This window comes from Bacteroides sp. OM05-10AA (assembly GCF_003439055.1).
Classification (GTDB): Bacteria; Bacteroidota; Bacteroidia; order Bacteroidales; family Bacteroidaceae; genus Bacteroides; species Bacteroides intestinigallinarum.
Map to the genome: position 1 here is coordinate 157,957 of NZ_QSUR01000011.1, position 25,256 is coordinate 183,212.

Annotated in this window: 18 protein-coding genes; 9 read left to right on the forward strand and 9 right to left on the reverse strand. The window is 43.1% G+C overall.

Annotation, left to right across the window (positions count from 1 at the left end):
* From DXB58_RS11110 to DXB58_RS11120, 3 genes are read left to right on the forward strand one after another with little or no spacing between them, the layout of a single operon-like run.
* Entirely contained in the window at window positions 1–2,250 is a 2,250-nt protein-coding gene (locus DXB58_RS11110) for a TonB-dependent receptor (RefSeq protein ID WP_122136749.1), read from the forward strand.
* 12 nt (window positions 2,251–2,262) lie between these two features.
* On the forward strand, window positions 2,263–2,874 hold the full coding sequence (pnuC, locus tag DXB58_RS11115) for a nicotinamide riboside transporter PnuC (protein WP_122136750.1): 612 nt from the start codon (window positions 2,263–2,265) through the stop codon (window positions 2,872–2,874).
* Entirely contained in the window at window positions 2,871–3,497 is a 627-nt protein-coding gene (locus DXB58_RS11120; RefSeq protein WP_122136751.1) for a thiamine diphosphokinase, read from the forward strand. The genes pnuC and DXB58_RS11120 overlap by 4 nt, the downstream gene beginning before the upstream one ends.
* Window positions 3,498–3,596: 99 nt before the next feature.
* Here the strand turns inward: DXB58_RS11120 and DXB58_RS11125 are convergent, their stop codons facing one another.
* From DXB58_RS11125 to thrA, 5 genes are all read right to left on the reverse strand, one after another.
* Window positions 3,597–4,769: a hypothetical protein gene (locus tag DXB58_RS11125; protein WP_122136752.1), complete on the reverse strand. Its 1,173-nt coding sequence runs from the start codon at window positions 4,767–4,769 to the stop codon at window positions 3,597–3,599.
* A 14-nt stretch (window positions 4,770–4,783) separates the two neighbouring features.
* The gene (locus DXB58_RS11130) at window positions 4,784–6,001 is read right to left on the reverse strand and encodes an OmpA family protein (RefSeq protein ID WP_233527278.1); all 1,218 of its coding nucleotides are present in this window, start codon (window positions 5,999–6,001) and stop codon (window positions 4,784–4,786) included.
* A 916-nt stretch (window positions 6,002–6,917) separates the two neighbouring features.
* A complete protein-coding gene (gene thrC / locus DXB58_RS11135; protein ID WP_122136753.1) occupies window positions 6,918–8,219 on the reverse strand; it encodes a threonine synthase in 1,302 nt (433 codons plus the stop codon).
* A gap of 13 nt (window positions 8,220–8,232) precedes the next feature.
* On the reverse strand, window positions 8,233–9,441 hold the full coding sequence (locus DXB58_RS11140; protein WP_122136754.1) for a cofactor-independent phosphoglycerate mutase: 1,209 nt from the start codon (window positions 9,439–9,441) through the stop codon (window positions 8,233–8,235).
* A gap of 99 nt (window positions 9,442–9,540) precedes the next feature.
* Window positions 9,541–11,976, reverse strand: coding sequence for a bifunctional aspartate kinase/homoserine dehydrogenase I (gene thrA, locus DXB58_RS11145; RefSeq protein WP_122136755.1), 2,436 nt, complete (start codon window positions 11,974–11,976; stop codon window positions 9,541–9,543).
* Between the two features lie 401 nt (window positions 11,977–12,377).
* Between thrA and DXB58_RS11155 the strand changes: the two genes are divergently transcribed.
* From DXB58_RS11155 to DXB58_RS11175, 5 genes are all read left to right on the forward strand, one after another.
* Window positions 12,378–13,415, forward strand: coding sequence for an asparaginase (locus DXB58_RS11155; RefSeq protein ID WP_032852820.1), 1,038 nt, complete (start codon window positions 12,378–12,380; stop codon window positions 13,413–13,415).
* Between the two features lie 86 nt (window positions 13,416–13,501).
* The gene (gene radA / locus DXB58_RS11160) at window positions 13,502–14,869 is read left to right on the forward strand and encodes a DNA repair protein RadA (protein ID WP_008777372.1); all 1,368 of its coding nucleotides are present in this window, start codon (window positions 13,502–13,504) and stop codon (window positions 14,867–14,869) included.
* A gap of 66 nt (window positions 14,870–14,935) precedes the next feature.
* Window positions 14,936–16,588 carry an NAD(P)/FAD-dependent oxidoreductase gene (locus DXB58_RS11165; protein WP_122136756.1) on the forward strand — a complete coding sequence of 551 codons (1,653 nt, stop codon included), beginning with the start codon at window positions 14,936–14,938 and terminating at the stop codon, window positions 16,586–16,588.
* A gap of 16 nt (window positions 16,589–16,604) precedes the next feature.
* Window positions 16,605–17,207: a LuxR C-terminal-related transcriptional regulator gene (locus DXB58_RS11170; RefSeq protein ID WP_117936295.1), complete on the forward strand. Its 603-nt coding sequence runs from the start codon at window positions 16,605–16,607 to the stop codon at window positions 17,205–17,207.
* 90 nt (window positions 17,208–17,297) lie between these two features.
* Window positions 17,298–19,763 (forward strand): TonB-dependent receptor, encoded by a 2,466-nt coding sequence (locus DXB58_RS11175; protein ID WP_199487942.1) that lies wholly within the window; start codon window positions 17,298–17,300, stop codon window positions 19,761–19,763.
* Between the two features lie 517 nt (window positions 19,764–20,280).
* Here the strand turns inward: DXB58_RS11175 and DXB58_RS11180 are convergent.
* From DXB58_RS11180 to metA, 4 genes are read right to left on the reverse strand one after another with little or no spacing between them, the layout of a single operon-like run.
* Window positions 20,281–20,808: a GNAT family N-acetyltransferase gene (locus DXB58_RS11180; protein WP_199487945.1), complete on the reverse strand. Its 528-nt coding sequence runs from the start codon at window positions 20,806–20,808 to the stop codon at window positions 20,281–20,283.
* Window positions 20,809–20,847: 39 nt separating this feature from the next.
* A complete protein-coding gene (locus tag DXB58_RS11185) occupies window positions 20,848–21,993 on the reverse strand; it encodes a zinc ribbon domain-containing protein (protein WP_199487943.1) in 1,146 nt (381 codons plus the stop codon).
* Window positions 21,990–23,819, reverse strand: a complete 1,830-nt coding sequence (locus DXB58_RS11190; RefSeq protein ID WP_122136758.1) for a U32 family peptidase — start codon at window positions 23,817–23,819, stop codon at window positions 21,990–21,992. The genes DXB58_RS11185 and DXB58_RS11190 overlap by 4 nt, the downstream gene beginning before the upstream one ends.
* The gene (gene metA / locus DXB58_RS11195; protein ID WP_032854763.1) at window positions 23,816–24,733 is read right to left on the reverse strand and encodes a homoserine O-succinyltransferase; all 918 of its coding nucleotides are present in this window, start codon (window positions 24,731–24,733) and stop codon (window positions 23,816–23,818) included. The genes DXB58_RS11190 and metA overlap by 4 nt, the downstream gene beginning before the upstream one ends.
* A 180-nt stretch (window positions 24,734–24,913) precedes the next feature.
* On the opposite strand from metA, the gene DXB58_RS11200 reads away from it, so the two are divergent.
* Window positions 24,914–25,084, forward strand: a complete 171-nt coding sequence (locus tag DXB58_RS11200; RefSeq protein WP_002559159.1) for a DUF362 domain-containing protein — start codon at window positions 24,914–24,916, stop codon at window positions 25,082–25,084.
* Window positions 25,085–25,256 lie beyond the last annotated feature (172 nt).

The following is a 25,256-nucleotide window of genomic DNA, read 5'->3' on the forward strand; positions in this document are numbered from 1 at the left end:
ATGAAAAGAATTGTATGGATGGCCGTCGCCTTATTGGGCGCAGGCATCACTGTTCATGCACAGACGAGTGCAAAGGACAGTATGAGAGTAGTAAACCTGCAAGAGGTGCAGGTAGTATCCACACGTGCCACAGCCAAAACTCCCGTGGCATTCACCAATATAGGTAAAGCAGAACTCAAAAAGGTAAACTTCGGACAGGATATCCCCTATCTGCTAAGTATGACTCCTTCCACATTGACCACATCGGATGCAGGAGCCGGTATCGGTTATACGACACTTCGCGTACGTGGAACCGATGGCACACGAATCAACATCACAGTAAATGGCATACCGATGAACGATGCCGAAAGCCATAACCTGTTCTGGGTGAATATGCCCGACTTTTCTTCTTCCGTAAAAGATATGCAGGTGCAACGCGGAGCAGGTACATCGACGAACGGAGCAGGTGCTTTCGGAGCCAGTGTCAATATGCAAACCGAAGGTGCATCTATGAAACCATACGCCGAATTCAATGGTTCATACGGTTCGTTCAATACACACAAGGAAACAGTGAAAGTGGGAACCGGCTTACTCAATAACCACTGGACGTTTGACGCCCGCCTTTCCAATATCGGTACGGACGGATACATAGACCGTGCTTCGGTGGACTTGAACTCTTACTACCTGCAAGGAGGTTATTTTGCAGAAAACACCTCTGTGAAACTGATTGCATTTGCCGGAAAAGAAAAGACATATCATGCTTGGGGATATGCAACAAAAGAGCAAATGGAAGAATTCGGCAGACGTTACAATCCTTGCGGGGAAATGTACACCGATGCCAACGGCAAAAAACATTATTATGACGACCAAACAGATAATTACCTGCAAAAGAATTATCAACTTCTCTTCAATCATACTTTCTCAACGGCTTGGAACCTAAACGTTGCCTTACATTATACCAAAGGTGACGGTTATTACGAAGAGTACAAAGACGGCAGATACCTGATAGAATATGGATTAAAGCCATTTACAATAGATGGAACCGAAGTAGCTAAAAGCGATTTAGTCCGTCAAAAGAAGATGGATAATAAATTCGGCGGCGGTGTTTTTTCTCTCAATTACACAGCCAACAGGTTAAGTGCATCCCTGGGCGGCGGATTAAATCAATACCGGGGCAATAACTTCGGAAGAGTTCCCTGGGTGAAAAACTATGTAGGTTCTCTATCTCCCGACCATGAATATTACCGCAATAAATCCAAGAAGACCGATGGAAATATTTATCTGAAAGCGAACTACGATCTTACTAAAGGACTAAGTGCTTATGCCGATCTCCAGTATCGCCACATCAACTATACCATCGACGGAAACAATGATAAATATGACTGGAGCAAGAATGCCCTGCGTCCACTGGCAGTAGATAAAAAGTTCGATTTCTTTAACCCGAAAGTAGGATTAAACTGGAACATCACTTCCAACCATCGTGTCTATGCCTCTTTCTCGGTTGCTCAAAAAGAGCCGACAAGAAACAATTATACGAATGGTGATCCGGACTCGTACCCCAAAGCAGAAAAGCTGCTCGACTATGAAGCAGGATATACCTTTGCCAACCAATGGCTGACAGCAGGTGCAAACTTCTACTACATGGACTATACCGACCAACTGGTTCTGACCGGAGCCTTAAACGATATAGGTGAAGCACTGACCGAAAACGTGCCGGACAGTTATCGCATGGGAATCGAAATCATGCTGGGAATCAAACCGTGCAAATGGTTTCAATGGGATATCAACGCTACATGGAGCAAAAACCGTATTCAGGATTTCGTAGAGAGCCTGCCGGGCTACCACTATAATAACGACGGTAGCTCTACTTCTCTCCCAACTATTCAGATAAAGCATAAAGACACTCACATTGCTTTCTCACCGGACTTCTTACTCAACAATCGTTTCTCATTCAAATCTAAGGGATTCGAAGCTGCCCTGCAATCACAGTTCGTAAGCAAACAGTATATGACAAACGCAGAAGTTGAAGAACTGACTCTTGATAAGTATTTTGTCAGCAACCTCAATCTGGCGTACAGCTTCCGTCCCAAGAAAGTACTGAAAGAAGTCACCGTAGGATTTACTGTATACAATTTGTTTAATGAAAAATATGAAAACAACGGCTGGGCATCAAGTGACTACACCGATACACTGGAAAATCGGGGAAACTATGCCGGATATGCTGCACAAGCAGGAACAAACGTTATGGGACATGTTTCTTTCCGCTTTTAATCACACAGAGTTATGGAATTGAATTTTCTGGAAATATTCGGTACGATTGTCGGGCTGGTCTACCTTTGGTTAGAGTACCGGGCAAGTATCTACCTTTGGATAGCGGGTATTGTGATGCCTGCCATCTACATCTTCGTATATTACAAAGCCGGATTGTATGCTGACTTTGGCATCAATATCTACTACTTGATAGCTGCCATCTACGGCTGGTTCTTCTGGATATGGGGACACAGAAAAAAGAAAGGCCAATTGACGACAGCAGATGCTTCAATCGGTGCCCCCCCTAAAGGTCTTCCTATCGTACATACTCCGGGAAAATGTTACTTGCCTCTTTTTCTGGTATTCGTCGTTTCTTTCCTCGGCATTGCATGGATACTGATAGCATATACGGATAGCAATGTTCCCTGGCTGGACAGTTTTACTACCGCATTAAGTATTGTCGGCATGTGGATGCTGGCACGCAAATACATCGAACAATGGTTTGCTTGGATTCTTGTGGATATTGTCTGCTGCGGACTTTATATCTACAAAGACCTTTATTTTACTTCCGCTTTGTACGGACTTTACTCCATTATAGCTATCTTTGGCTACTTTAAGTGGAAAAAATTAATGAGCATACAATGAAATACGAACACTATACTCCCGAAGCCGTGATACTTGCCAATGGCGAATATCCCAGCCATCCTCTTCCCCTGCAAATGCTGGAAAATGCAGAATTTGTAGTTTGTTGTGACGGGGCAGCCAATGAATATATCCTGCGTGGGCATACTCCTGATGCAATTATTGGTGACGGGGATTCTCTTTCACCGGAATATAAAGAACTATTCTCCCTTATTGTACACCAGATAGCGGACCAAGAAACGAACGACCAAACCAAAGCCGTTCATTTCCTGCAAAAGAAAGGATTCCGGAGAATTGCCATCGTCGGAGCCACCGGCAAACGGGAAGATCATACGTTAGGAAACATCAGTCTGCTGATCGACTACATGAAAGACGGTATCGAGGTACGTACCATTACCGATTATGGTATGTTTATTCCCGCCAAAGACACGCAAACTTTCGTCTCTCATCCGGGACAGCAAGTTTCTATTTTCAATTTCGGAGCGAATGGATTGCAAGGAGAAGGATTAGTTTATCCTCTTAGTGATTTTACTAATTGGTGGCAAGGAACGCTTAATGAAGCAACAGCTAATAAGTTTACTATCCATTGTACGGGAGAGTATTTAGTATTCCTGACTTCCATGTAAGCCATATAAAACGTTTAAAAGATAACTTGACAGGATGGAAAAACAAGAGAGCGAAATTCAATACTTCACCCTCTTGTTCAAAAATACAAATAAGACCAGCTATTTTACTTCCCAGTAAATTTTATAAGTCTTAGTAAAATTAGAATTAAGTCCCTTTCTCACTTGGGTTATTGTTAAATTAGGTTCATTCTCCCGTTCACCCCAATAATAAGTATATTTGTTATTCCATTGAGCAGTTGTTTCAGTAGACAAGAACTCAAAAGCCCTTGTAGCATAAAAGTCAAACAATCCCCAAATAACTTCCGAATCATGCATGAACCATTCCCATTGATACATGCCGGATATAAAACCATCCAAGTCTACTGAACTGATATTATCATCATCGCTAAAATAACTAAATGTATGAGAATTATCACCATATAAGGAGGTTATATGACCACTTACATATGTTGGCGTCCAACTCTGATTCGTCGATCCACGCTGATATACTAATTTAGAAAGTTTCTTATTGGAATTATAAGTGAACGTACTCAATCCATCATTTGCATCCGTCCCGTTCCACATCTTTGTCAGATACCCATTCGTTCCAATAAATCCAGTATTGACAATCTTTCCATTAAGTCGCAAATAAACTGTCGTATCATCATAGGTGAATGTGTAAGTCTTGCTTGGAGTCTTATACCTCATGATACGTCCTCTGCCATCATATTCGAAGGTATATGTATCTTTATCGTCAACGACTATTTTCGTCACTTTAAATCTAGCGGAATAGGGCTTATAAGGATTATTATCATCGGTTCCACCTATTTCACCTTCCTCTCCATCATTTTGCTCCGGAGAGGAAAGTTTGTAATAGACAAACTTCAAATAATAGTCTTCATAGTTTATCACCAAAACAAGGATATTCTTTCCCAGCGTGTAGATTTCATAACGGATATCGGATATAAAGATGGAATAAAAATCTCCAGATAAGTCCCATTTCTGATTCACACTGTTTCCATTAGGATATGTCAACTTGCAGTTTCCATCCTCCGTAAATTCAAGATTCGGTTCTTCCGAAATATCCTCTTTGGACTGTTCTATCCCATCCTCATCGACCACTGTTTTAGATGACAACTTCCATTCCCCAAAAAGCATTTTACGCGCTTGCACATTTCCGGTTTCCAAAACAACTGTCTCATCTCCATCAGAAATACAACTTGATATTGCAAACAGACAAAGCATTATTGCTAAAAACATTTTCATTCGTGCGATTACATATGTTACTTTCATATTCTGTCCTCCATTTATTTGATTTCAAATTCAACTCTGCGGTTTATCAATCTCCCTTCTTCCGTGTCATTAGAAGCTATCGGTTTAGTCATCCCATAATAAGTATAGGAAAGTTTGGAAGAACCAACCCCTTTCTTTATTAAATAATCGTATACAGCTTTCGCTCTTTTCCTGGAAAGTTCCATATTGAAATCTTCTTTACCCACATTATCCGTATGTCCTTTAATTTCAACACTAAGATTTGTTCTTTGCATCAACATGGCTATCTTATCAAGGTAAGCATATGAATTTTTGTTTATTGCACTCTTGCCAAATTCAAAATTGATAACATCTACTGCGCAGATTGTCTTTCCGGCGATAGGTTTCTGGGCTACCACTAAATCGAGAATCTCTTCCAACGTATAACACGGCTTTTTCTCCTCAATGATTACAGGCACTTCCTCTTCTTCTACCACAATCGGTTTCTCAACAACGGGAACGGGCCTTTCCTTTTTAGGCATCTTTTTAAATATACTCAAAGGAACGGACACGGCTGCCGTAATTTCTATGTCCTGATGTTTCCGTGTACCGGTAATATCATATATTGCCCGATTGACTGCGATAGCTTCCCCATCTTTTTCTTTACTTCCGTAAGTGTCAGTGATGCCATACTGATAATTCGCTTCCAAAGCCAAATGAATCTTTTTCCCTGCTGCAACTTTAATAGGAATCCGTATTCCCAACCCTGCAGCCACGCTAAAATTTACTTTAGAGAAGTTCGCGTCGTTTATATCCAGAGGTTCCCATTCATAAGCCTCACCATCATGGAATTCGGTATAATTAACTTCGCCTCCTCTGCCAATCCCCAATATAGGCGCTACATAAACATAAGGGCTCACTTTGGATGGATTGGCAAAATTAAAGATAAGAGGCAACCGGAAATCAGTGTATTTCGTTTTCAGTTTATAGTAGATATTGCTATCTTCTATTTTGGTTCCACGCGATAGGAATAGAATTTCTGGACGGACAGAAAATTTTCGGCTCCTACCCAAATCAAACTCTGCAAATATCCCACCAACTCCATTAGATCCCCAGTCCGGACTGTACAGGTCAAGATTAGAATAATGCATATTAGAAAAATGCATTCCTCCTTTTACTCCCAATCTTACTCTTTCAGATTTATCACCCGATTGAGCCATCACTAAAAAACAAAAACAGCACAGGGAAAAAAATAATAAACTCCTTGCTTTCATAAAAAATGTGTTTGTTCTGTCCGCAGTCCCTTAAGGCAGAATTTACAAAACGGAAGCGTGGAACTGCGTGCCATTCCGTTAACGAAGGTCCTGAGAAAACCCAATAACACAAAATGGACAGCAGCCCCACGCCTATAGCGCGAGAACCGCTCATGCCATTCTTGTGTTATTTTGAAAATTTCTCAGGTTTTCGTTAACAAGAATGAAGCACAACGCTTCTTACAATATCACTATAAAAAATGTTCAGGGACACTTCCCTTCAACAATGCTTGCAAAGATACACACTTTTTAGCAATTCTCCATATCTCATTTCCAATAATTCCCGTTTTCTCACCTATCAAGAACAACATTTATAAGAAATACATAATATGAAAATAAAAGTTCAAAACTCGATCCTATTTAACACATCAATATACTCTCACTCTGAATAGGGTGATGCTTATACAATTGAATCGAAAATACCTTTATTCATAACTGTACTGAAATGAATCAAATCGTATATACATAGTCAATGATTTCCTATATGCATTTCTTTTTTCACCGCTTGCATATTAAGATATACTTCATTAGGCTATTTTATTTCGTATGACTATAGTATCCTTTGCGAATAACTGTAGTCATACGAAGTAATAGTAGGCAATAGAGAAGATCTAATTAGTCAAGGAAGAAAGTCCAATTAGTAACATGACAGAGAAATAGCTTTGGATGCATCCATATGTTTAGTTCAAAACTGTATAGAAAGAAGCCAAATGAGAATAAAATGAGGTATCTATCATTTTAAACGAAATGAGGATTCTCCTCTCCCTTGTATAATGTAGCTATACACTGTGAAAAGAGACTTCTCACTACGCTTAGAACAATAGATAAAACCGAAAATTCAATCCAAGACCTCTTCTGAAGTGATAAAAAGTGGATACTACAATGAAAGGAGATAGCTCTTGAAATCAGCAAAGTCTTTCGTCATTTGAAGGCTCTTTTTCTCGCCTTTCATAAATTCCTGCAATTTGGCAGGGATTTCTACCGCTTCTCCAATAATGCTTTCCACTGTTTCGAGGAACTTGGCAGGATGAGCCGTTTCAAGGAATACACCTGTTTCTCCCTCTTTCAAGCCTTCTACCAACGCACGATATCCACAAGCACCATGAGGATCAAGGAGATAATGATGTTCTTTCCAGGTTTCCTTCACCGTTTCGCGGATTTGCTCATCGGTATAAGTTGTTCCTGAAATCTCGGCAGAGATATCAGCATGTGAACCGCTATATAAATCGAGTACGCGGGCAAAGTTACTCGGATCGCCTACGTCCATAGCATTAGCAATCGTTGCGATAGACGGACGGGGATTATATTTACCTGTCTGCAGATATTGATAGAAAATATCGTTGCGGTTATTGGCAGCAATGAAACGCTTCACGGGTAAACCCATCTTCTTACCAAACAATCCGGCAGTGATATTTCCGAAGTTTCCACTAGGTACACAGATTACAGCATTATCAGCTTTTCCGGCACGTTTCAATTGTGCATAAGCATAGAAATAATAGAATGCCTGCGGCAGGAAACGGGCTACATTGATGGAGTTGGCAGAAGTCAACGAAAGGTGTTCATTCAATTCTTTATCCATGAAAGCAGATTTCACCAATGCCTGACAATCATCAAATGTTCCGTCCACTTCAAGCGCAGTAATATTCTGTCCGAGCGTAGTGAATTGTTTCTCCTGTATTTCGCTCACTTTTCCTTTCGGATAAAGCACATACACATGAATACCTTCCACACCCAGAAAGCCGTTGGCAACAGCACTTCCCGTATCACCGGAAGTAGCTACCAATACATTGACATTCTTTTGTCCTTCTTTCTTAATGAAGTATCCCAAAAGACGCGCCATGAAACGACCGCCTACATCTTTAAATGCTAACGTCGGCCCGTGGAAAAGTTCAAGTGAATAGATGTTATCCGCCACCTTAACCAAAGGTACATCGAAACTTAATGTATCATATACAATCTGTTTCAGCGTATCGGCAGGAATATCCTCACCGAAGAAAGCATCGGCTACGCGATAAGCAATTTCCTGAAAGGATAAACTATCAATCGTATCGTAAAAGTCCTGTGGAAGAGGTTTGATAGACATAGGCATAAACAGCCCTTTGTCGGCAGCAAGCCCTTTTACCACCGCTTCTTGCAGTGAGGCAACAGGTGCTTGTTTATTCGTACTATAATATTTCATAATCTGTGGTGACTTATTTCATGAATTCTTTTATAAACTCGTCTTCTTTCAGAAGTCCGTAACTACCGTTGCAAGCAGCTATTTCATCATACGTCTGCACTTCGTCCGGCTCGATACCCGGATACCAGATAAGAAACGGAATGGGATCAGATGTATGAGTACGAAGCTCACAGGGAGTAGGATGATCGGGCAATACAGCAATGGCTACCGGTTCGTCCCAATCTTTCACTGCTTCATAAATAGGACCTACGGCACGTTTATCAAGATTCTCGATAGTGAGAAGTTTCAAGTCGATGTCTCCCTCATGTCCGGCCTCATCACTGGCTTCGATATGCAGATAAACAAAATCATCCGTCTTCAATGCTTCCAAGGCAGCGGCCACTTTGTTTTCGTAGTTCGTATTATAAAGTCCGGTTGCTCCCTCTACTGCGATGCGACGTAAATCAGCATAGTAACCGATTCCGTTTATCAGATCGACAGCCGAGATGACTGCTCCTTTCTTTACCTGTGGGAAAGTCTCGGAGAAAGTAGGCATCTGCGGACGGTAACCGGGGCTCCAGGGCCAAATACTGTTCGCAGGATCTTTACCTTCTGCCATACGCTTCAGATTCAACGGATGTTCTTTCAGCAATTCCTGCGATTTCAGAATCAGGTCGTTAATCAGATCTGCCGTTTCTTGCGCTTCCGGAACCAATGGTTTCACCATCAATGGACGGAAAGGTTTCAAAGGTACATCATGCGGAGGTGTACAATCCAGTTCTTTATTACCTCCCTTGATAACCAATAGATGGCGGTACTGAACTCCTGTATGAAAGCGTACGCGGTCATTGCCCAGTTTTTCTTGCAAATATTGAATCAATACATCTGCTTCTTCCGTAGATATATGTCCGGAGGAGTGATTCTTCAGAATTTCTCCTTCCACACAAATCAAATTACAGCGCATCGCCATCTCGCCCGGTTTCAGATCCACACCAATACTGGCAGCTTCCAGCGGTCCGCGACCTTCATATACCTTTGGCAAATTATATCCCAACACGGACATATTGGCAACTTCACTACCCGGATGAAAACCTTCCGCCACAGTAATCAGGCGACCGTTACGTCCCATGCGAGCCAGCTTATCCATATAAGGCGTCTTTGCATATTGCAGGAGCGTCTTGTCCCCTAATGACTTCACTGGCCAATCGGCCATTCCGTCTCCCAATATGATAATATGCTTCATAAATTGAAAATTGAGAATTGAGAATTAAAAAATGAAAGAAAGCCTTAGATCCGTTTCCGAATGGTATTTCTCAATTTTTAATTCTCAATTTTTAATTTATTAAACGTTTGCGATACTCATGATGTCGGCAAATACTCCGGCAGCCGTTACGCCGGCACCGGCACCGTATCCTTGAATCATCATCGGATATTCTTTATAGCGTTCCGTAGTGAGCAGGATAATATTGTTGCTGCCCTCCAGTCCGTAGAACGGATGGTTAGCTCCTACTTCCTGCAGGCCGACGGAGGCTTTTCCATTCTCCAGTTTGGCGACGAAACGCCAGTGTTTGTTTTCTTTTTCCAATACCTGGCGACGGGCTTCAAAGTCTGCGTCAAGACTTGGAACACGTTTCCAGAAATCTTCCAGAGAACCTTCGAAGAAGTCATTCGGAACAAAGAGGTTCTTTTCAACATCTTCCTGTTCCAGACGGTATCCGGCTTCACGTGCCAGAATCACCAGTTTACGGATCACATCTTTTCCACTCAAGTCAATACGTGGGTCCGGTTCAGAGTAACGTTCTTCCTGTGCCATTTTAATGGTACGGCTGAAAGGAATATCGGCACTGATTTTATTAAATATATAGTTCAGCGTACCGGAAAGCACCGCTTCAATCTTCAGAATCTTGTCACCGCTATGAATCAGGTCATTAATAGTATTGATGATCGGAAGACCTGCACCTACGTTTGTTTCGAACAGATACTTCACACCACGTTGGCGGGCAATCGTTTTCAGTTCACGGTAGTTTTCATAAGCGGAAGAAGCCGCGATCTTGTTGGCTGCTACCACAGAGATATTGTGTTGCAGGAAATCTTTGTAAAGAGATGCGATGTCAGCGCTGGCCGTACAGTCTACGAATACGGAATTAAAGATATTCATTCCGATAATCTCGTCGCGGATGGTTTGCAGGCTGCTGTCCTTGCCCTTTTCCAGCAGTTCTTCACGGAAGTTGGCGAGGTCGAAACCTTCACGGCTGAACATTGCCTTGGCTGCATCAATGATGCCTACTACATGGAGTTTCAGTCCGTTTTCCATCATCAGCTTTTGTTGCTGGCAACGAATCTGTTCTACCAAGCTGCCACCTACCGTACCGACACCACAGATAAAGAGGTTCAATACCTGATATTCGGAGAGGAAGAAAGAGTCGTGGATTACGTTCAATGATTTACGCAAGGATTTGGAATCGACAACAAAAGAGATATTAGTTTCCGAAGCTCCCTGTGCGCAAGCGATAACGTTGATACCATTACGTCCCAGTGTACCGAAAAGTTTACCTGCGATACCCGGTGTATGTTTCATATTCTCACCTACGATAGCCACTGTTGCCAGATTTCTTTCTGCCAGAATCGGAGAAATCTCACCCATCTCTATTTCTTTCGCAAATTCTTCGTTCAGCACTTCACAAGCCAGGTCGGCATCGGCATTACGCACACCGATAGAAGTACTGTTTTCCGATGAAGCCTGTGACACGAGGAACACGCTGATTCCATTCTTTGCCAATGCTTTAAAGATGCGGTAGTTGACACCGATCACACCTACCATACCGAGCCCCTGAACAGTAATCAGACTTGTGTCGTTGATGGAGGAAATACCCTTGATAGCCTTGCTCTGCGGGTTGGAAACTTCTTGTTTGATAACCGTTCCCACTCCATCCGGGTTGAATGTATTCTTTATTATAATAGGAATATTCTTGTGACATACGGGATAGATAGTCGGCGGATAAACCACCTTTGCGCCGAAGTTACAAAGTTCGGTCGCTTCTACGTAACTTAATTCCGTAATCGTATAAGCAGTCGAAATGACACGCGGATCAGCCGTCATAAATCCGTCTACGTCCGTCCAGATTTCCAGACTTGCCGCATCCAATGCCGCAGCGATAATAGCAGCCGTATAATCCGAGCCACCGCGCCCGAGGTTCGTTACATCCCCTGTTGTTTTATCCGAAGAGATGAATCCCGGCACCAGTGCTACTTTAGGAATAGACTGAAAAGCCTCTTTCACCAGTTTATTAGTCAATTCTGTGTCCAGCGTGTGCTTGCTATGCTTTCTTTCCGTCTTGATAAAAGTGCGCGAATCGAACCATTTTGCTCCCTCAATGAGTTCGGTGACGATGATCGATGAAAGGCGTTCACCATAGCTGACAATTGTATCCGAAGTCTTCGGGGAAAGATCTTTAATCAGGTAAATTCCCTGAAAGATATCCTTCAATTCGTTCAGCAGCTCGCCAATCTGACGTTGCAACGATGCTTGCTTTTCTCCGGCAGTAATCACCTCCTTAATCATCTCCACATGACGGTAAACGATTTCGCGGAACTCACCCTCATAGGCTGAATCTCCCACTGCCGCCATCTTCGATGTATTTATCAATTTGTCAGTGATGCCTCCCAATGCGGAAACAACTACAATTACCGGCTCATTTGCCGACTCTACAATTCTCTTTACGCTTAAAATGCTGTTCACGGAACCTACGGATGTTCCGCCGAATTTCATTACTTTCATGAAGATACTTATTTAAATGCAATGTCCTGCAGTTTGCTTTTTACAGAACGATTGGTTGTTTACGAATAAAATTGAATTTGAATTTTGCCTGCTTATACAAGCGTGAATCACGTAGATACACAAAAACTATCCATTAACCCCTAAGGGTCATGGTACACATGGATGTGACTGTATGTGGATAGTACTTCATCATAGTCCTTGTTTCTACTCTTGTTTTTGATAAGTGTCGCAAAAGTAATAATAAAAACGTTCAATCTATCACTTTTTTCGGTTTTTTTCTGATAAAAAGAATCTTCCGCCTGCTCTTTATCCGGTCACTCGCCTTCACTTTTATGACATTTTGTTACTTATTTATCAAATCTATTATTATATTTGCGAAAACAATCGCACAAAATCAGCTTATGAGCCCATTAAATACTTCCGTATTGTTAATATACACCGGTGGAACAATTGGTATGATTGAGAATGCCGCGACAGGTGCTCTGGAGAACTTTAACTTCGAGCAACTGCAAAAGTATATCCCCGAACTGCAAAAGTTCAATTTTCCAATTGACACCTATCAGTTTGATCCTCCGATGGATTCGTCGGACATGGAACCGGATATGTGGCGGAAGCTGGTACGCATTATTCATGACAACTACAATCGTTACCACGGCTTCGTCATCCTGCACGGAACGGACACGATGGCTTATACCGCTTCCGCACTAAGTTTTATGCTGGAAGGATTGGACAAACCCGTCATTCTCACAGGCTCACAGCTTCCCATCGGCGTACTCCGCACCGACGGAAAGGAAAATCTGATGACCAGTATTGAGATTGCCATTGCACAAAACAAGGAAGGAAGGGCACTGGTGCCGGAAGTATGCATCTTCTTTGAAAATCACCTGATGCGGGGAAACCGTACGACAAAGATGAATGCAGAAAACTTCAATGCATTCCGTTCTTTCAATTATCCGGTATTGGCGGAAGCGGGAATCCATATTAAATATAATAATGTGCAAATTCACGGAAATGGCGAAGAGCGGGAATTGAAACCGCACTATTTGCTGGATACCAATGTAGTGGTACTGAAACTCTTTCCGGGCATCCAGGAAAATGTAATTGCCACCATTCTGGGGATTGAAGGTTTAAAGGCGGTTGTGCTCGAAACATACGGTTCGGGGAATGCTCCCCGAAAGGAATGGTTTATACGCCGGCTCTGTCAGGCCAGTGAACGTGGAATTGTGATTGTCAACGTAACACAATGCAGCGCAGGAATGGTAGAAATGGAACGTTACGAAACAGGATACCAGTTATTGCAGGCAGGTGTTGTCTCCGGATATGACAGTACAACGGAATCGGCAGTCACTAAATTAATGTTCTTACTGGGACATGGATATACCCCGGATGAGGTACGCGACCGGATGAACCGTTCGATAGCAGGAGAGATAACTCTGTAGGCTTCATCTATTTCTATTAGGCAGGGATAACTTATTTCTAATAAATTATCCCTATTTTTGTACCCTACAAGAAGAAAGGAATTTCGATGGCAAAAGAGAAAACCGTATATGTATGCAGTAATTGCGGACAGGATTCACCGAAATGGGTGGGTAAATGTCCGTCGTGTGGAGAATGGAATACGTATGTTGAGGAAATCGTACGGAAAGAACCCACTAACCGCCGTCCGGTGTCGGGCATTGAAACACAGAAGCCCAAGCCACTGGCACTTAGCGATATAGAGGCAGACGATGAGCCACGCATCAATATGCACGATGATGAACTGAATCGTGTATTGGGGGGCGGACTTGTACAGGGTTCTCTTGTCCTGATAGGCGGCGAACCGGGAATCGGTAAATCGACGCTCGTCATGCAGACGGTACTGCACATGCCGGAAAAGAAGATTCTTTATGTATCCGGTGAAGAGAGTGCACGACAGCTGAAACTTCGTGCCGACCGTCTCTCTGACACTTCCAGCGATTGCCTGATCGTTTGCGAGACTTCACTCGAACAGATTTATGTGCATATCAAGAATACAAATCCCGATTTAGTGATTATCGACTCTATACAGACTATTTCCACCGAAAGTATCGAATCGTCTCCCGGAAGTATAGCGCAAGTCAGAGAGTGTTCGGCGTCTATTCTTCGTTTTGCGAAAGAAACGCATACGCCTGTATTGCTGATCGGACATATTAATAAGGAAGGAAGTATTGCAGGACCTAAAGTGCTGGAACATATCGTAGATACTGTTCTTCAATTTGAGGGCGACCAACATTATATGTATCGTATTCTACGCAGTATCAAGAATCGTTTCGGTAGTACGGCAGAATTAGGTATTTATGAAATGCGTCAGGATGGGTTGCGCCAAGTGAGTAATCCTTCCGAACTTTTGCTAAGTCAGGATCATGAAGGGATGAGCGGGGTAGCCATTGCTTCCGCCATTGAGGGGATTCGCCCGTTTTTAATTGAAACACAGGCTTTGGTAAGCTCTGCAGTCTACGGAAATCCGCAACGTTCGGCAACCGGTTTCGATTTGAGAAGAATGAATATGCTGCTGGCTGTTCTCGAAAAGCGGGTGGGATTTAAGTTGGCACAGAAAGATGTGTTCCTGAATATTGCCGGAGGATTGAAAGTGAATGATCCGGCTATCGACCTGCCGGTTATCAGTGCGATCCTTTCTTCCAATATGGATGCAGCCATTGAACCGGAAGTTTGCATGGCGGGAGAAATCGGTCTGTCGGGAGAGATACGTCCTGTGAATCGAATTGAACAGCGTATCGGTGAAGCTGAAAAGTTAGGTTTCAAGCGTTTCTTGCTGCCCAAATATAACTTGCAAGGAATCGATACCCAAAAACTGAAGATAGAATTAGTGCCGGTGAGAAAAGTAGAAGAGGCGTTCAGGGCTTTATTCGGATAAGACACTGATGCATAAATAGCCCGTTTTTCTAATTGGATAATCAAAAACAATATCAATAATAACTAAATGACACAAGAATACCAACTCCGTATACTTCCCGAAATCGCAGCAAACGAACAGAAATTAAAGGAATATCTTTCTAAAGAAAAAGGTCTGAATTTACGTGACATCACCGCTACCCGAATCTTGAAACGGAGTATTGATGCACGCCAGCGGACTATCTTCGTCAATCTGAAGGTGAGGGCATACATCAAGGAAATGCCGCAAAAAGATGAGTACGAACGTACTATATATAATAATGTAGAAGGAAAACCGCAAGTGATTGTCGTTGGTGCAGGCCCCGGCGGCCTATTCGCTGCTTTACGCCTTGTTGAACTCGGATTACGCCCTATCGTCATCGAACGTGGAAAAGACGTGCGCGAACGTAAAAAAGACCTGGCACAAATCAGCAGGGAACACACTGTTGATCCGGAATCGAATTACAGTTTCGGAGAAGGAGGTGCAGGAGCTTATTCGGATGGGAAACTCTATACCCGGAGCAAGAAGAGAGGAAATGTAGATAAGATTCTGAACGTATTTTGCCAGCATGGAGCTTCGACTTCGATATTGGTGGATGCGCATCCGCATATCGGAACAGACAAATTGCCACGTGTCATTGAAAATATGCGGAACACCATTATCGAATGTGGCGGAGAAGTACATTTCCAAACACGAATGGATGCATTGATTATTGAGAACGATGAAGTCAAAGGTATCGAAACAAATACAGGAAAGACCTTTCTCGGACCTGTGATACTGGCAACCGGACATTCGGCAAGAGATGTATATCGTTGGCTGGCTGCCAATAATGTGACAATTGAAGCGAAAGGAATCGCTGTCGGGGTACGTCTGGAACATCCGGCAATGTTGATCGATCAAATACAATACCATAATAAGAATGGACGGGGCAAATACCTGCCCGCTGCTGAATACAGCTTTGTAACACAGGCAGAAGGCAGAGGAGTATATAGTTTCTGTATGTGTCCCGGTGGCTTTATCGTTCCTGCTGCCAGCGGACCGGAACAAGTGGTAGTAAACGGAATGTCTCCTGCCAACCGTGGGTCACGGTGGAGTAATTCGGGAATGGTAGTGGAAATTCAACCGGAAGATTTGGGAAATGAAGAATTAAAAATGAGGAATGAAGAATTGGCTGCGCAACAAGATGAACAGCTGATGGCACTAAACCCGAATTTGAAAAGTTCACAACTTTCAGAGATTAATTCACAGTTACTATCTGTTCTTCATTTTCAAGAGGAATTGGAACGTCAATGCTGGTTGCAGGGAGGCAGACGACAGACTGCTCCGGCACAACGCATGCTGGATTTTACCCGCAAGAAATTGAGTTACGATCTGCCCGAGTCATCCTATAGTCCGGGATTGATTTCGTCTCCACTTCATTTCTGGATGCCATCATTTATTAGCAAAAGGCTATCTCTTGGTTTCCAACAATTCGGACGAAGCAGTCACGGATTCCTGACAAATGAGGCAGTAATGATTGGTGTGGAAACACGAACTTCTTCTCCCGTTCGTATCATACGCGATAAGGATACTCTGCAACATGTCACCGTTCGCGGATTATTTCCTTGCGGAGAAGGCGCAGGCTATGCCGGAGGAATTGTGTCTGCCGGAGTGGATGGCGAACGATGTGCAGAAGCAGTAGCCAACTATTTCAATCATTAATTAAACTTACACTAAAATGAATTATCAACCCGAAATAGCAATTATAGAAGCCAATACATTGACCTGTCTCGGCCTGAAAGGAATCCTGGAGGAAATGATTCCTATGGCAACCATACGGACTTTTCATCACTTCAGCGAACTGATGGACGATACTCCCGATATGTATGCCCACTATTTCATTTCCGCACAGATTTACGTGGAGCACAATGCTTTCTTTCTCCCCCGGAAACGAAAAACGATTGTATTGGCAAGCGACAGTCCGCAATTCCAACTGTCCGGTGTACCCGTACTCAACATTCACGAATCCGAAGAAGAGTTGGTGAAAAACATATTGAAACTTCACCAACATGCTCACCATGACGGTTATCCGGTAAAAGATATGCCACCCATGCCTCCGATGCAGCCTCATCAGGAAATTCTATCCGCCCGTGAAATAGAAGTGCTCGTACTGATAACCAAAGGATTAATCAACAAAGAAATAGCAGATAAACTGAATATCAGCCTGACTACCGTTATCACTCACCGAAAAAATATCACGGAGAAATTAGGCATTAAGTCCGTCTCCGGGCTGACTATTTATGCTGTAATGAACGGATATATCGAAGCTGACCGAATCTGACTTCTTAAAAAATAAGTCATAATCCTAATAAATGAGGATTGACCGTCATCTATATTTGCCGTTACTTTGCACCAGATAAATTAACAGCAGATGAAGACAAAGAAGATTATGATTGCCCTTATGCTCCTGACGACAGGGACAGCATGGGCTGAAGATTTCCCCAAAGACTCACTAAAAATAGTAGACATCGAAGAGGTGGTAGTGATTGCTACTCCAAAAGAGAACCGTAAACTACGTGATCTGCCGGTAGCCGCCACCGTTTTATCGCAAGACAATATGCGCGCCAATCAGGTAAATTCCGTGAAGAACCTGACAGGTATTGTTCCCAATCTGTTTATCCCTGACTATGGTTCCAAACTGACTACTTCGATTTATATCCGTGGAATCGGTTCACGCATCAATACTCCGTCCGTAGGACTTTATGTAGACAATATCCCTTATATCGACAAATCCGCTTTCGACTTCAACTATGCTGATATCGAACGTATTGATATTCTTCGCGGCCCACAAGGTACTCTCTACGGGCGTAACACGATGGGAGGACTTATCAAAGTACACACAAAATCACCTTTCACTTATCAAGGTACCGATATTCGCATGGGAGCAGCAACTTACAATAATTATAACGTTTCACTCACCCATTATCACCGTACATCCGACCGCTTTGCTTTTTCTACCGGAGGTTTCTACGAGCATACAGGCGGCTTCTTTGAGAATTCTGCACGAAATAACGAAAAGGTCGACAAAAGCAACGCCGGAGGCGGACGTTTTCGTGGAATTTACCTACCGACATCTAATCTGAAAATAGATATGGCACTTAGCTATGAATATAGCGATCAAGGTGGGTATCCGTATTATTATACCGGTATTACTCCCAGTGCCATAGCCAAAGCTCAAAAAGACGGTAAAGAAATGACAGAAGACCGGGCAGACTACATCGGTAAGATTTCATATAACGACCGTAGTAGTTACCGCCGTGGATTGCTCAACTCTGGTGTTAACATCGAATACCAAGCCTGTAACTTTATATTAAGTGCCGTGACAGGTTATCAGAACCTGAATGACCGTATGTTCCTCGATCAGGACTTCACAGAAAGGGATATTTTCAACATCGAACAAAAGCAGAGAGCGAACACCATTTCCGAAGAAATTGTCTTGAAAGCCAAACCCGGAAAAAGATGGCAGTGGGCTACGGGCGCTTTCGGATTCTATCAATGGCTACATACTACAGGTCCTGTTCTGTTCAAAGAAGAAGGAGTGAAGTCAGTCATTGAAAACAATGCCAATTCCGCTTTTGAAGAAGTCTCTGCCAAACCCGGAGCTCCCACCATGGGAATGACCGTGCACAACCCGACATTAAGTGTAGGAGGAACCTTCGATACCCCAACCCTTAGCGGTGCACTTTATCATCAGTCCACTTTCAACAATCTGTTCATCGAAGGGTTGTCCGTTACAGCCGGACTCCGACTCGATTACGAAAAGATCAGTATGAAGTATAATTCTCTTAGCACTCCTATCGACTTTGGTTTCGACTTCCACATGGCAAAGGGTCCCATGCAAATAAATCTGTCCGATCAGAATATGAAAGCTCCGGCCTCTTTCGTAGGCAAGCTCTCGACTGATTACGTACAACTTCTACCCAAATTTGCTATTCAATATGAATGGAAGAATCAAAATAATGTTTATGCCACCGTTACCCGGGGATATCGTTCGGGAGGATATAACATCCAGATGTTCTCTGATTTATCACAAACTGAATTGAAAAATTCGATGATGAATGCCATCAAAGAAAGTCCGACAATAGGGCAAGATGCCGTATGGGGAGCAACTATCATTAAAATGATGGACCAAATGGTGCCTACAAAAGAGATTGATGTAAAAGCGTCCACCACTTACAAACCCGAATATTCGTGGAACTACGAAGTAGGTAGCCACCTTACTTTATGGGAAGGCAGACTTTGGGCCGACGTCGCAGCATTCTATATGGACACCCGCGACCAACAGCTCTCTCAATTTGCAGAAAGCGGCTTGGGACGTATCACGATTAATGCAGGAAAAAGTCGCAGCTATGGTGCAGAAGCAGCTCTTCGTGCCAGTGTGACTAAAGAACTTAGCCTGAATGCCAGTTATGGATATACGTATGCCACCTTTACAGATTATGTAATCACAGAAGAGCAAAAAGACGGCAGTTTTAAAGTAACTGCAGATTACAATGGCAAATATGTTCCCTTTGTTCCCAAACATACCTTAAATATCGGTGGAGAATATGCCATCACCTGCAGCCCACGTTCTATCTTCGACCGGGTTGTATTCCAAGCGAACTATAACGCTGCCGGACGTATCTACTGGACTGAACAAAACGACGTCAGCCAATCCTTCTACGGCACACTCAACTGGAGAACGAATCTGGAAATCGGTGATGCAATGATTAGTTTCTGGGCACGCAACTTCCTGAATAAAGACTATGCCGCCTTCTATTTCGAAACAATGAACAAAGGTTTCATGCAGAAAGGACGCCCAATGCAATTTGGGGTAGATCTTCGCTGCCGCTTCTAATCATTTTTACTCATAAGGATATTATTTAGTCTTTTTATTGTCAGCTAAAGATTTCATCCATATAGAATAATGATTTTCAACGCATTAACAGCTGACAATAAGCGCTGACAATAACCCCAAACAGGCTGACAATAAAAGATTCGGACTTTTATTGTCAGCCTGTCTCTTCGTAGATTAACAGCATAGAATACGGGATAGAAGAACGTATGTCCCTATGAAGTTTGCATTATAAAGCCGTTATACTTAATTTACCCAATCGGTATTGTTCTGTCAGACCTACGCTATCCTTAACTCTCCACGGCCGTGGTAGCATCTCTTCACGGCCGTGAGAGGATCTCGTCACGACTGTGGGAAGAAGTTACCACGACCGTGGGAAGGTAAAGATAGCGGTACCCTCACACAACTATACCGGCACCTTACCGGAACTTTATCAATGCTTCGGCATTAGTTTACCTACTGCTTGCTATCAGTTTGCTTATACCTAAGACTGCTTCGTTCATCATCCAACGTACCTGCCCTATACTTCAGTACGATCAGATTCCTCCACCCCACCATGCAAACGCTTCATCTGATAAGCAATACGTTCCGTCCCATTCTTAACATAAATGATGCCGCAACGTTGAAAGCCATACTTCGTCAGTATATGTTGCATGACCTTATTATCCCGATGAGTATCTACCCGGACATTAGGCCAACGTTGAAAACACCAGTCCAGACAAGCTTCCGACACCCCTTTCTGCTTTCCGTTCGTTGCCAACCGATGAATCACTCCATAAGGTTCGTCATTGAGCCATGCACCTTCATAAATCTGTTGGTAAGTAGGATCCTCTCCCAAGATGAAACAAAAAGTTCCCAAGATTTCTCCTTGTTCACCGGTACAGACAAAGCTATGACCGTCTTCAATCTCCTGACAGATCAATACTTCCGACGGATAACCGTCAATCCACTGGGTAGTATTCCCGGTTGCACGCATAAAGGCACGGGCATAGTCATAAATCTCCATCACTAAAGGGAGATCTTTTATTTCGGTAGACCTGATTTCCATCATTTGAAAAGTTATTCAGAAATAAAACAGATAATAAAATCACTCGTTAATCGCTCCACAATGGGGGCATATACCTTTCTCTTTCAGTTTCTCCCCGCAATGTCCGCAACGATACTTATACCCAATGTTTCGATAGACCTTCTTCGCAAAAACGAGAATAAAAAAGGCCAGGAATAGATAACCGATATAGATATGTGTCATCAGGATAAAGAAGAAATAACAGAAAATACAGCAGGACATCAGTCCCAGCAAATAAAAGATAGCTGCAGCGGGAGTCAACTGCCGGAACAAATCATCCAACACCGCCAAAGCGACTATCAGAAACAACCAGATACTCAACAGGAAAACAGAGAGAATGAAAGGAACTTTGAACGGTGACAAAGTTGGATTGAAATAAAAATGTTCCCACGTTTCTGGCACAAAGACCTGCATTGATTCGTAAATCGTTGCACTGAAAGCCATCAATAAACAAAGAAACAGGGGATAAACACTGTCAATATCATTAAAATAAACCATCTGCAACTGCTTCCGACGGAAAGCACGAAACAAATAAGCCCCTACGAACAAAGCGAAAATAACCACAAAATAAGAGGCATGCGTATCACTGAAAAGATGAATAGCCTGCGAAATACTATCAGTCGGTGCAAATGACTTCTTGAGTTCTTTCTCACGTATCCAACCCTGTTCATCTTGTGTATGTGCCAGTTTCACCCAAATGCTGTCTACACTATCGGCAGGATGAACCGCAAACTCTGCAACCACTACCCTATCCCCCCTATTCAACTGAATAAAAGTATCTTTTATCGGGAGGCATTCCAAAGAGATGGAATCATCGACTACTTCCAAGTTTGTATTCCATGTATAATGGCGTTCATACAGGTAAGTCAGCGAATCTTTTGTTTTCTTCGACAACTCCTCCGAATCCAGAACAGGTGTTTTATAGTAACAAGACGAAAGCAAAAACAGACACAGTAGCAAGCTCATGACAGATTTCACCACAGAGAATGCGGAGAACACAGAGTTACTATAAGACACGGACGACATAGAAGACGCAGAGAACATGGAGAATAATTTTCTATCTCTCTTCCACAAACCGTTCAAACGACCGATTCCGGAAGGATGGGTTGAAACGTTGTCTCCTCTACGTCCTCTGTGACGAATAATTCCGTGATTAATTATCCTCATTGTGCCGCCTTTACTTTCATTTGACAATTCTTACAATCAAATTCCAAACGAAAACGTTTGCCGTCATTCGACACCAGATAATAGGGCTCTTTATAAGGCGAACGTACCCGTTGATGGATAGGACACCAGCCCATGCTATAGCGCAAACAATGTTTGCAGAACATCAGTACCGCATCTTCCACTGCTTCTTTTTCGTATGCTGCCGCTACCTGTTGTACTCCATGTTCCTGATAGAAAGAAGCTGCACGGGTGTTCATTACATTTCCCAGATAGGTTAATGTCGTTTGTGGGAAAGCATGACTCGTTGGCTTCCATACTGCCAATTCCTGACGATAATTGATTCGACGGGAAGTTATTAACTGGTCGATTGCCTGTCTGCGGAAATCGGCTAACACTGAAGCCGGCAGAAACCAGTTCCCGGTAAAGGATATTTCTATTTCTTTTGCTTCAAAAGGTGTATTCCCCAGTTTGGACAGTTGCGTTTTCAGATTGTCCGTCTGTGGAGTCCGGGCAAGTTCTTTCTCACGAGGGAGGGTGATTGTAACGCTATTATCATCTTCGTCAGTCAATGTCAGAGAGAAACCGAAATTGTTGTCGGCAAGCAAGATTTTCACTGCGATCTTTCTTTCTGCAGATTTGCGGGAAAGGATTCGCTCAAATTCCTGGTCGAAATTACGGTACAGTGTAGTGCGGGGTTTGATACGGGGCATTTCCTGCGGATAGAGTTTGTTACTGTCCACCCGGTTGATGCGGAAACCCTGCAAACGTCCCTGCTCGTCGATATAGCAAACACCGTCTCCATTGTTAAAGGATTTAAGTCCGGCAACTGTCAGATAGTTGCCCCGGGCCTCCTTCATGGTTCCCATCTCTTCGCCCAGCGATTTAGGAGTGTCGAAAGAGAATATCTCTTTATCACGTCCGTGCAAGAAATAATGCGTAAACCCACGACTGAAACTCTTGTCGAGTTGTGGTTTAAAGTCGAAACTGCACGTACCCGAAGAAGCACGTACATATTCCGGACGACGGGCAAAGATTGCATCCAGCTTCTGACGATAAGCAGCCGTTACATTCTTCACATAAGATACGTCTTTCAGTCGTCCCTCTATTTTGAATGAAGAAGCTCCGGCATCCAGTAGTTGTTCCAGTTCGTCGCTTTGATTCATATCTTTCAGGGAAAGCAGATGTTTGTCTTTGACAATCACTTTCCCGTCTGCATCTACCAGACTAAAAGGTAGACGGCAGAATTGTGCGCACTCTCCACGATTGGCACTACGCCCGAAACAGGCTTGACTAACATAGCACTGCCCGCTATAGCTGACACAAAGCGCCCCATGTACAAATACTTCCAAAGGCACTTCCGGACAGCTTTCATGAATCTTCTTTATTTCACGCAACGATAACTCCCGCGCCAACACCACTTGACGGAAACCTGCTTCCCAAAGGAATTTCACTTTTTCCGGCGTACGGTTGTCCATTTGCGTACTGGCATGAAGCGGTATCGGAGGAAGGTTCAGTTTCGTGATTCCCATATCCTGTACAATCAGTGCATCGACACCAATCCGATAAAGTGCATGAATCATCTCCTCCGTCTCTTTCAACTCCTCTTCTTTCAGAATCGTATTGACCGTGACATAAATACGTGCATTATACAAATGAGCGTGCTGCACCAATGCTTCAATATCTTCCAATGAGTTCACAGCTGCCGCACGGGCACCGAATTTCGGAGCACCGATATATACAGCATCTGCACCATGGTTGATAGCTTCAATACCACATTCCAGGTTTTTCGCCGGAGCGAGAAGTTCTATTTTACGCTGCTTTATCATTTAATATCATTGATGTTGTAAGGTGTTTCCTGATAAACAAAGTAGTTCAACCAGTTGGAGAACAACAAATTGGCATGAGCACGCCAACGTACCAACGGGCCTTTTTCAGGATCATCGTCTATATAATAATTGCGAGGGATCTCTATTGGCAGGCCTTTATCCAAATCACGGCGGTATTCCGTATCCAGTGTCAGCGGAGAATATTCAGAGTGCCCCGTGACAAAGAACTCACGTCCACCCCGTGCCATCGCCATATAGACACCGGCTTCTTTCGATTCGGAAAGCAACGTCAGTTCCGGAACTTTCAGAATATCTTCCCTGCGCACTTCCGTATGACGGCTATGCGGCACATAGAAACAATCGTCAAAACCACGGAAGATGGAATGGAAAGGTTCCAGTACGCGATGCTCAAAGATGCCGAACATCTTCTCTTCCAGCGGATATTTTGGAACTCCATAATGATGATACAATCCGGCCTGCGCTGCCCAACATATATATAAGGTAGAAGTGACATGCGTACGTGCCCAATCAAAGATTTCCGTAATCTCATCCCAATAGGTCACTTCTTCGAAGTCCATCTGCTCTACAGGGGCTCCGGTGATAATCATACCATCATACTTCTCATGACGCATCTGATCGAAATCCGTATAGAACGTTTTCATGTGTTCTATCGGTGTATTCTTCGACGTGTGGCTCTTGATCTTCATAAACGAAATCTCCACCTGAAGAGGTGTATTCGAAAGTAAGCGCACCAAGTCTGTTTCCGTTGTAATCTTCAACGGCATCAGGTTCAGAATCACAATCCGTAGCGGACGAATATCTTGCTGCGTAGCGCGGGAAGTGTCGATCACAAAAATGTTTTCTTCCTTCAAAAGCTCTATCGCAGGCAGTTTATCGGGTAAATTTAAAGGCATAATCGCTATATATTAGTAATTTGAGTGCAAAAATACGAAAAATATAGCAGATTATAGGGAGGTTGCTTATTTAGAAGACGTACAAATTAAGTCAATTTAATCATCGAAGCATAACAACTAATCAATAAAAGCCTTATTTTTGCCGAAGAAATTAGTACTAATAATTTAAATCTTAGAAAAATGGCTTACGTAATTAGTGACGATTGTATTGCTTGCGGAACTTGTATCGACGAGTGTCCGGTAGAAGCTATCTCTGAAGGTGATATCTATTCTATCAACCCAGATGTATGTACTGACTGTGGTACTTGCGCAGACGTTTGTCCGTCTGAAGCAATTCACCCGGCTGAATAATACAAGCTACAAAAAATGTACAGGCTGCTTTCTATGGAAGGCAGCCTTTTTTATTCTCTATATTTAGACGGATGAGCTCGGATTATTTATATCTATAAAAAGGAATAGGCCAAGAAGTCACTTAAACAAATCGAGTAGGAGGAAAACGAAGTAGTTTTCTTCCTACTTTCGC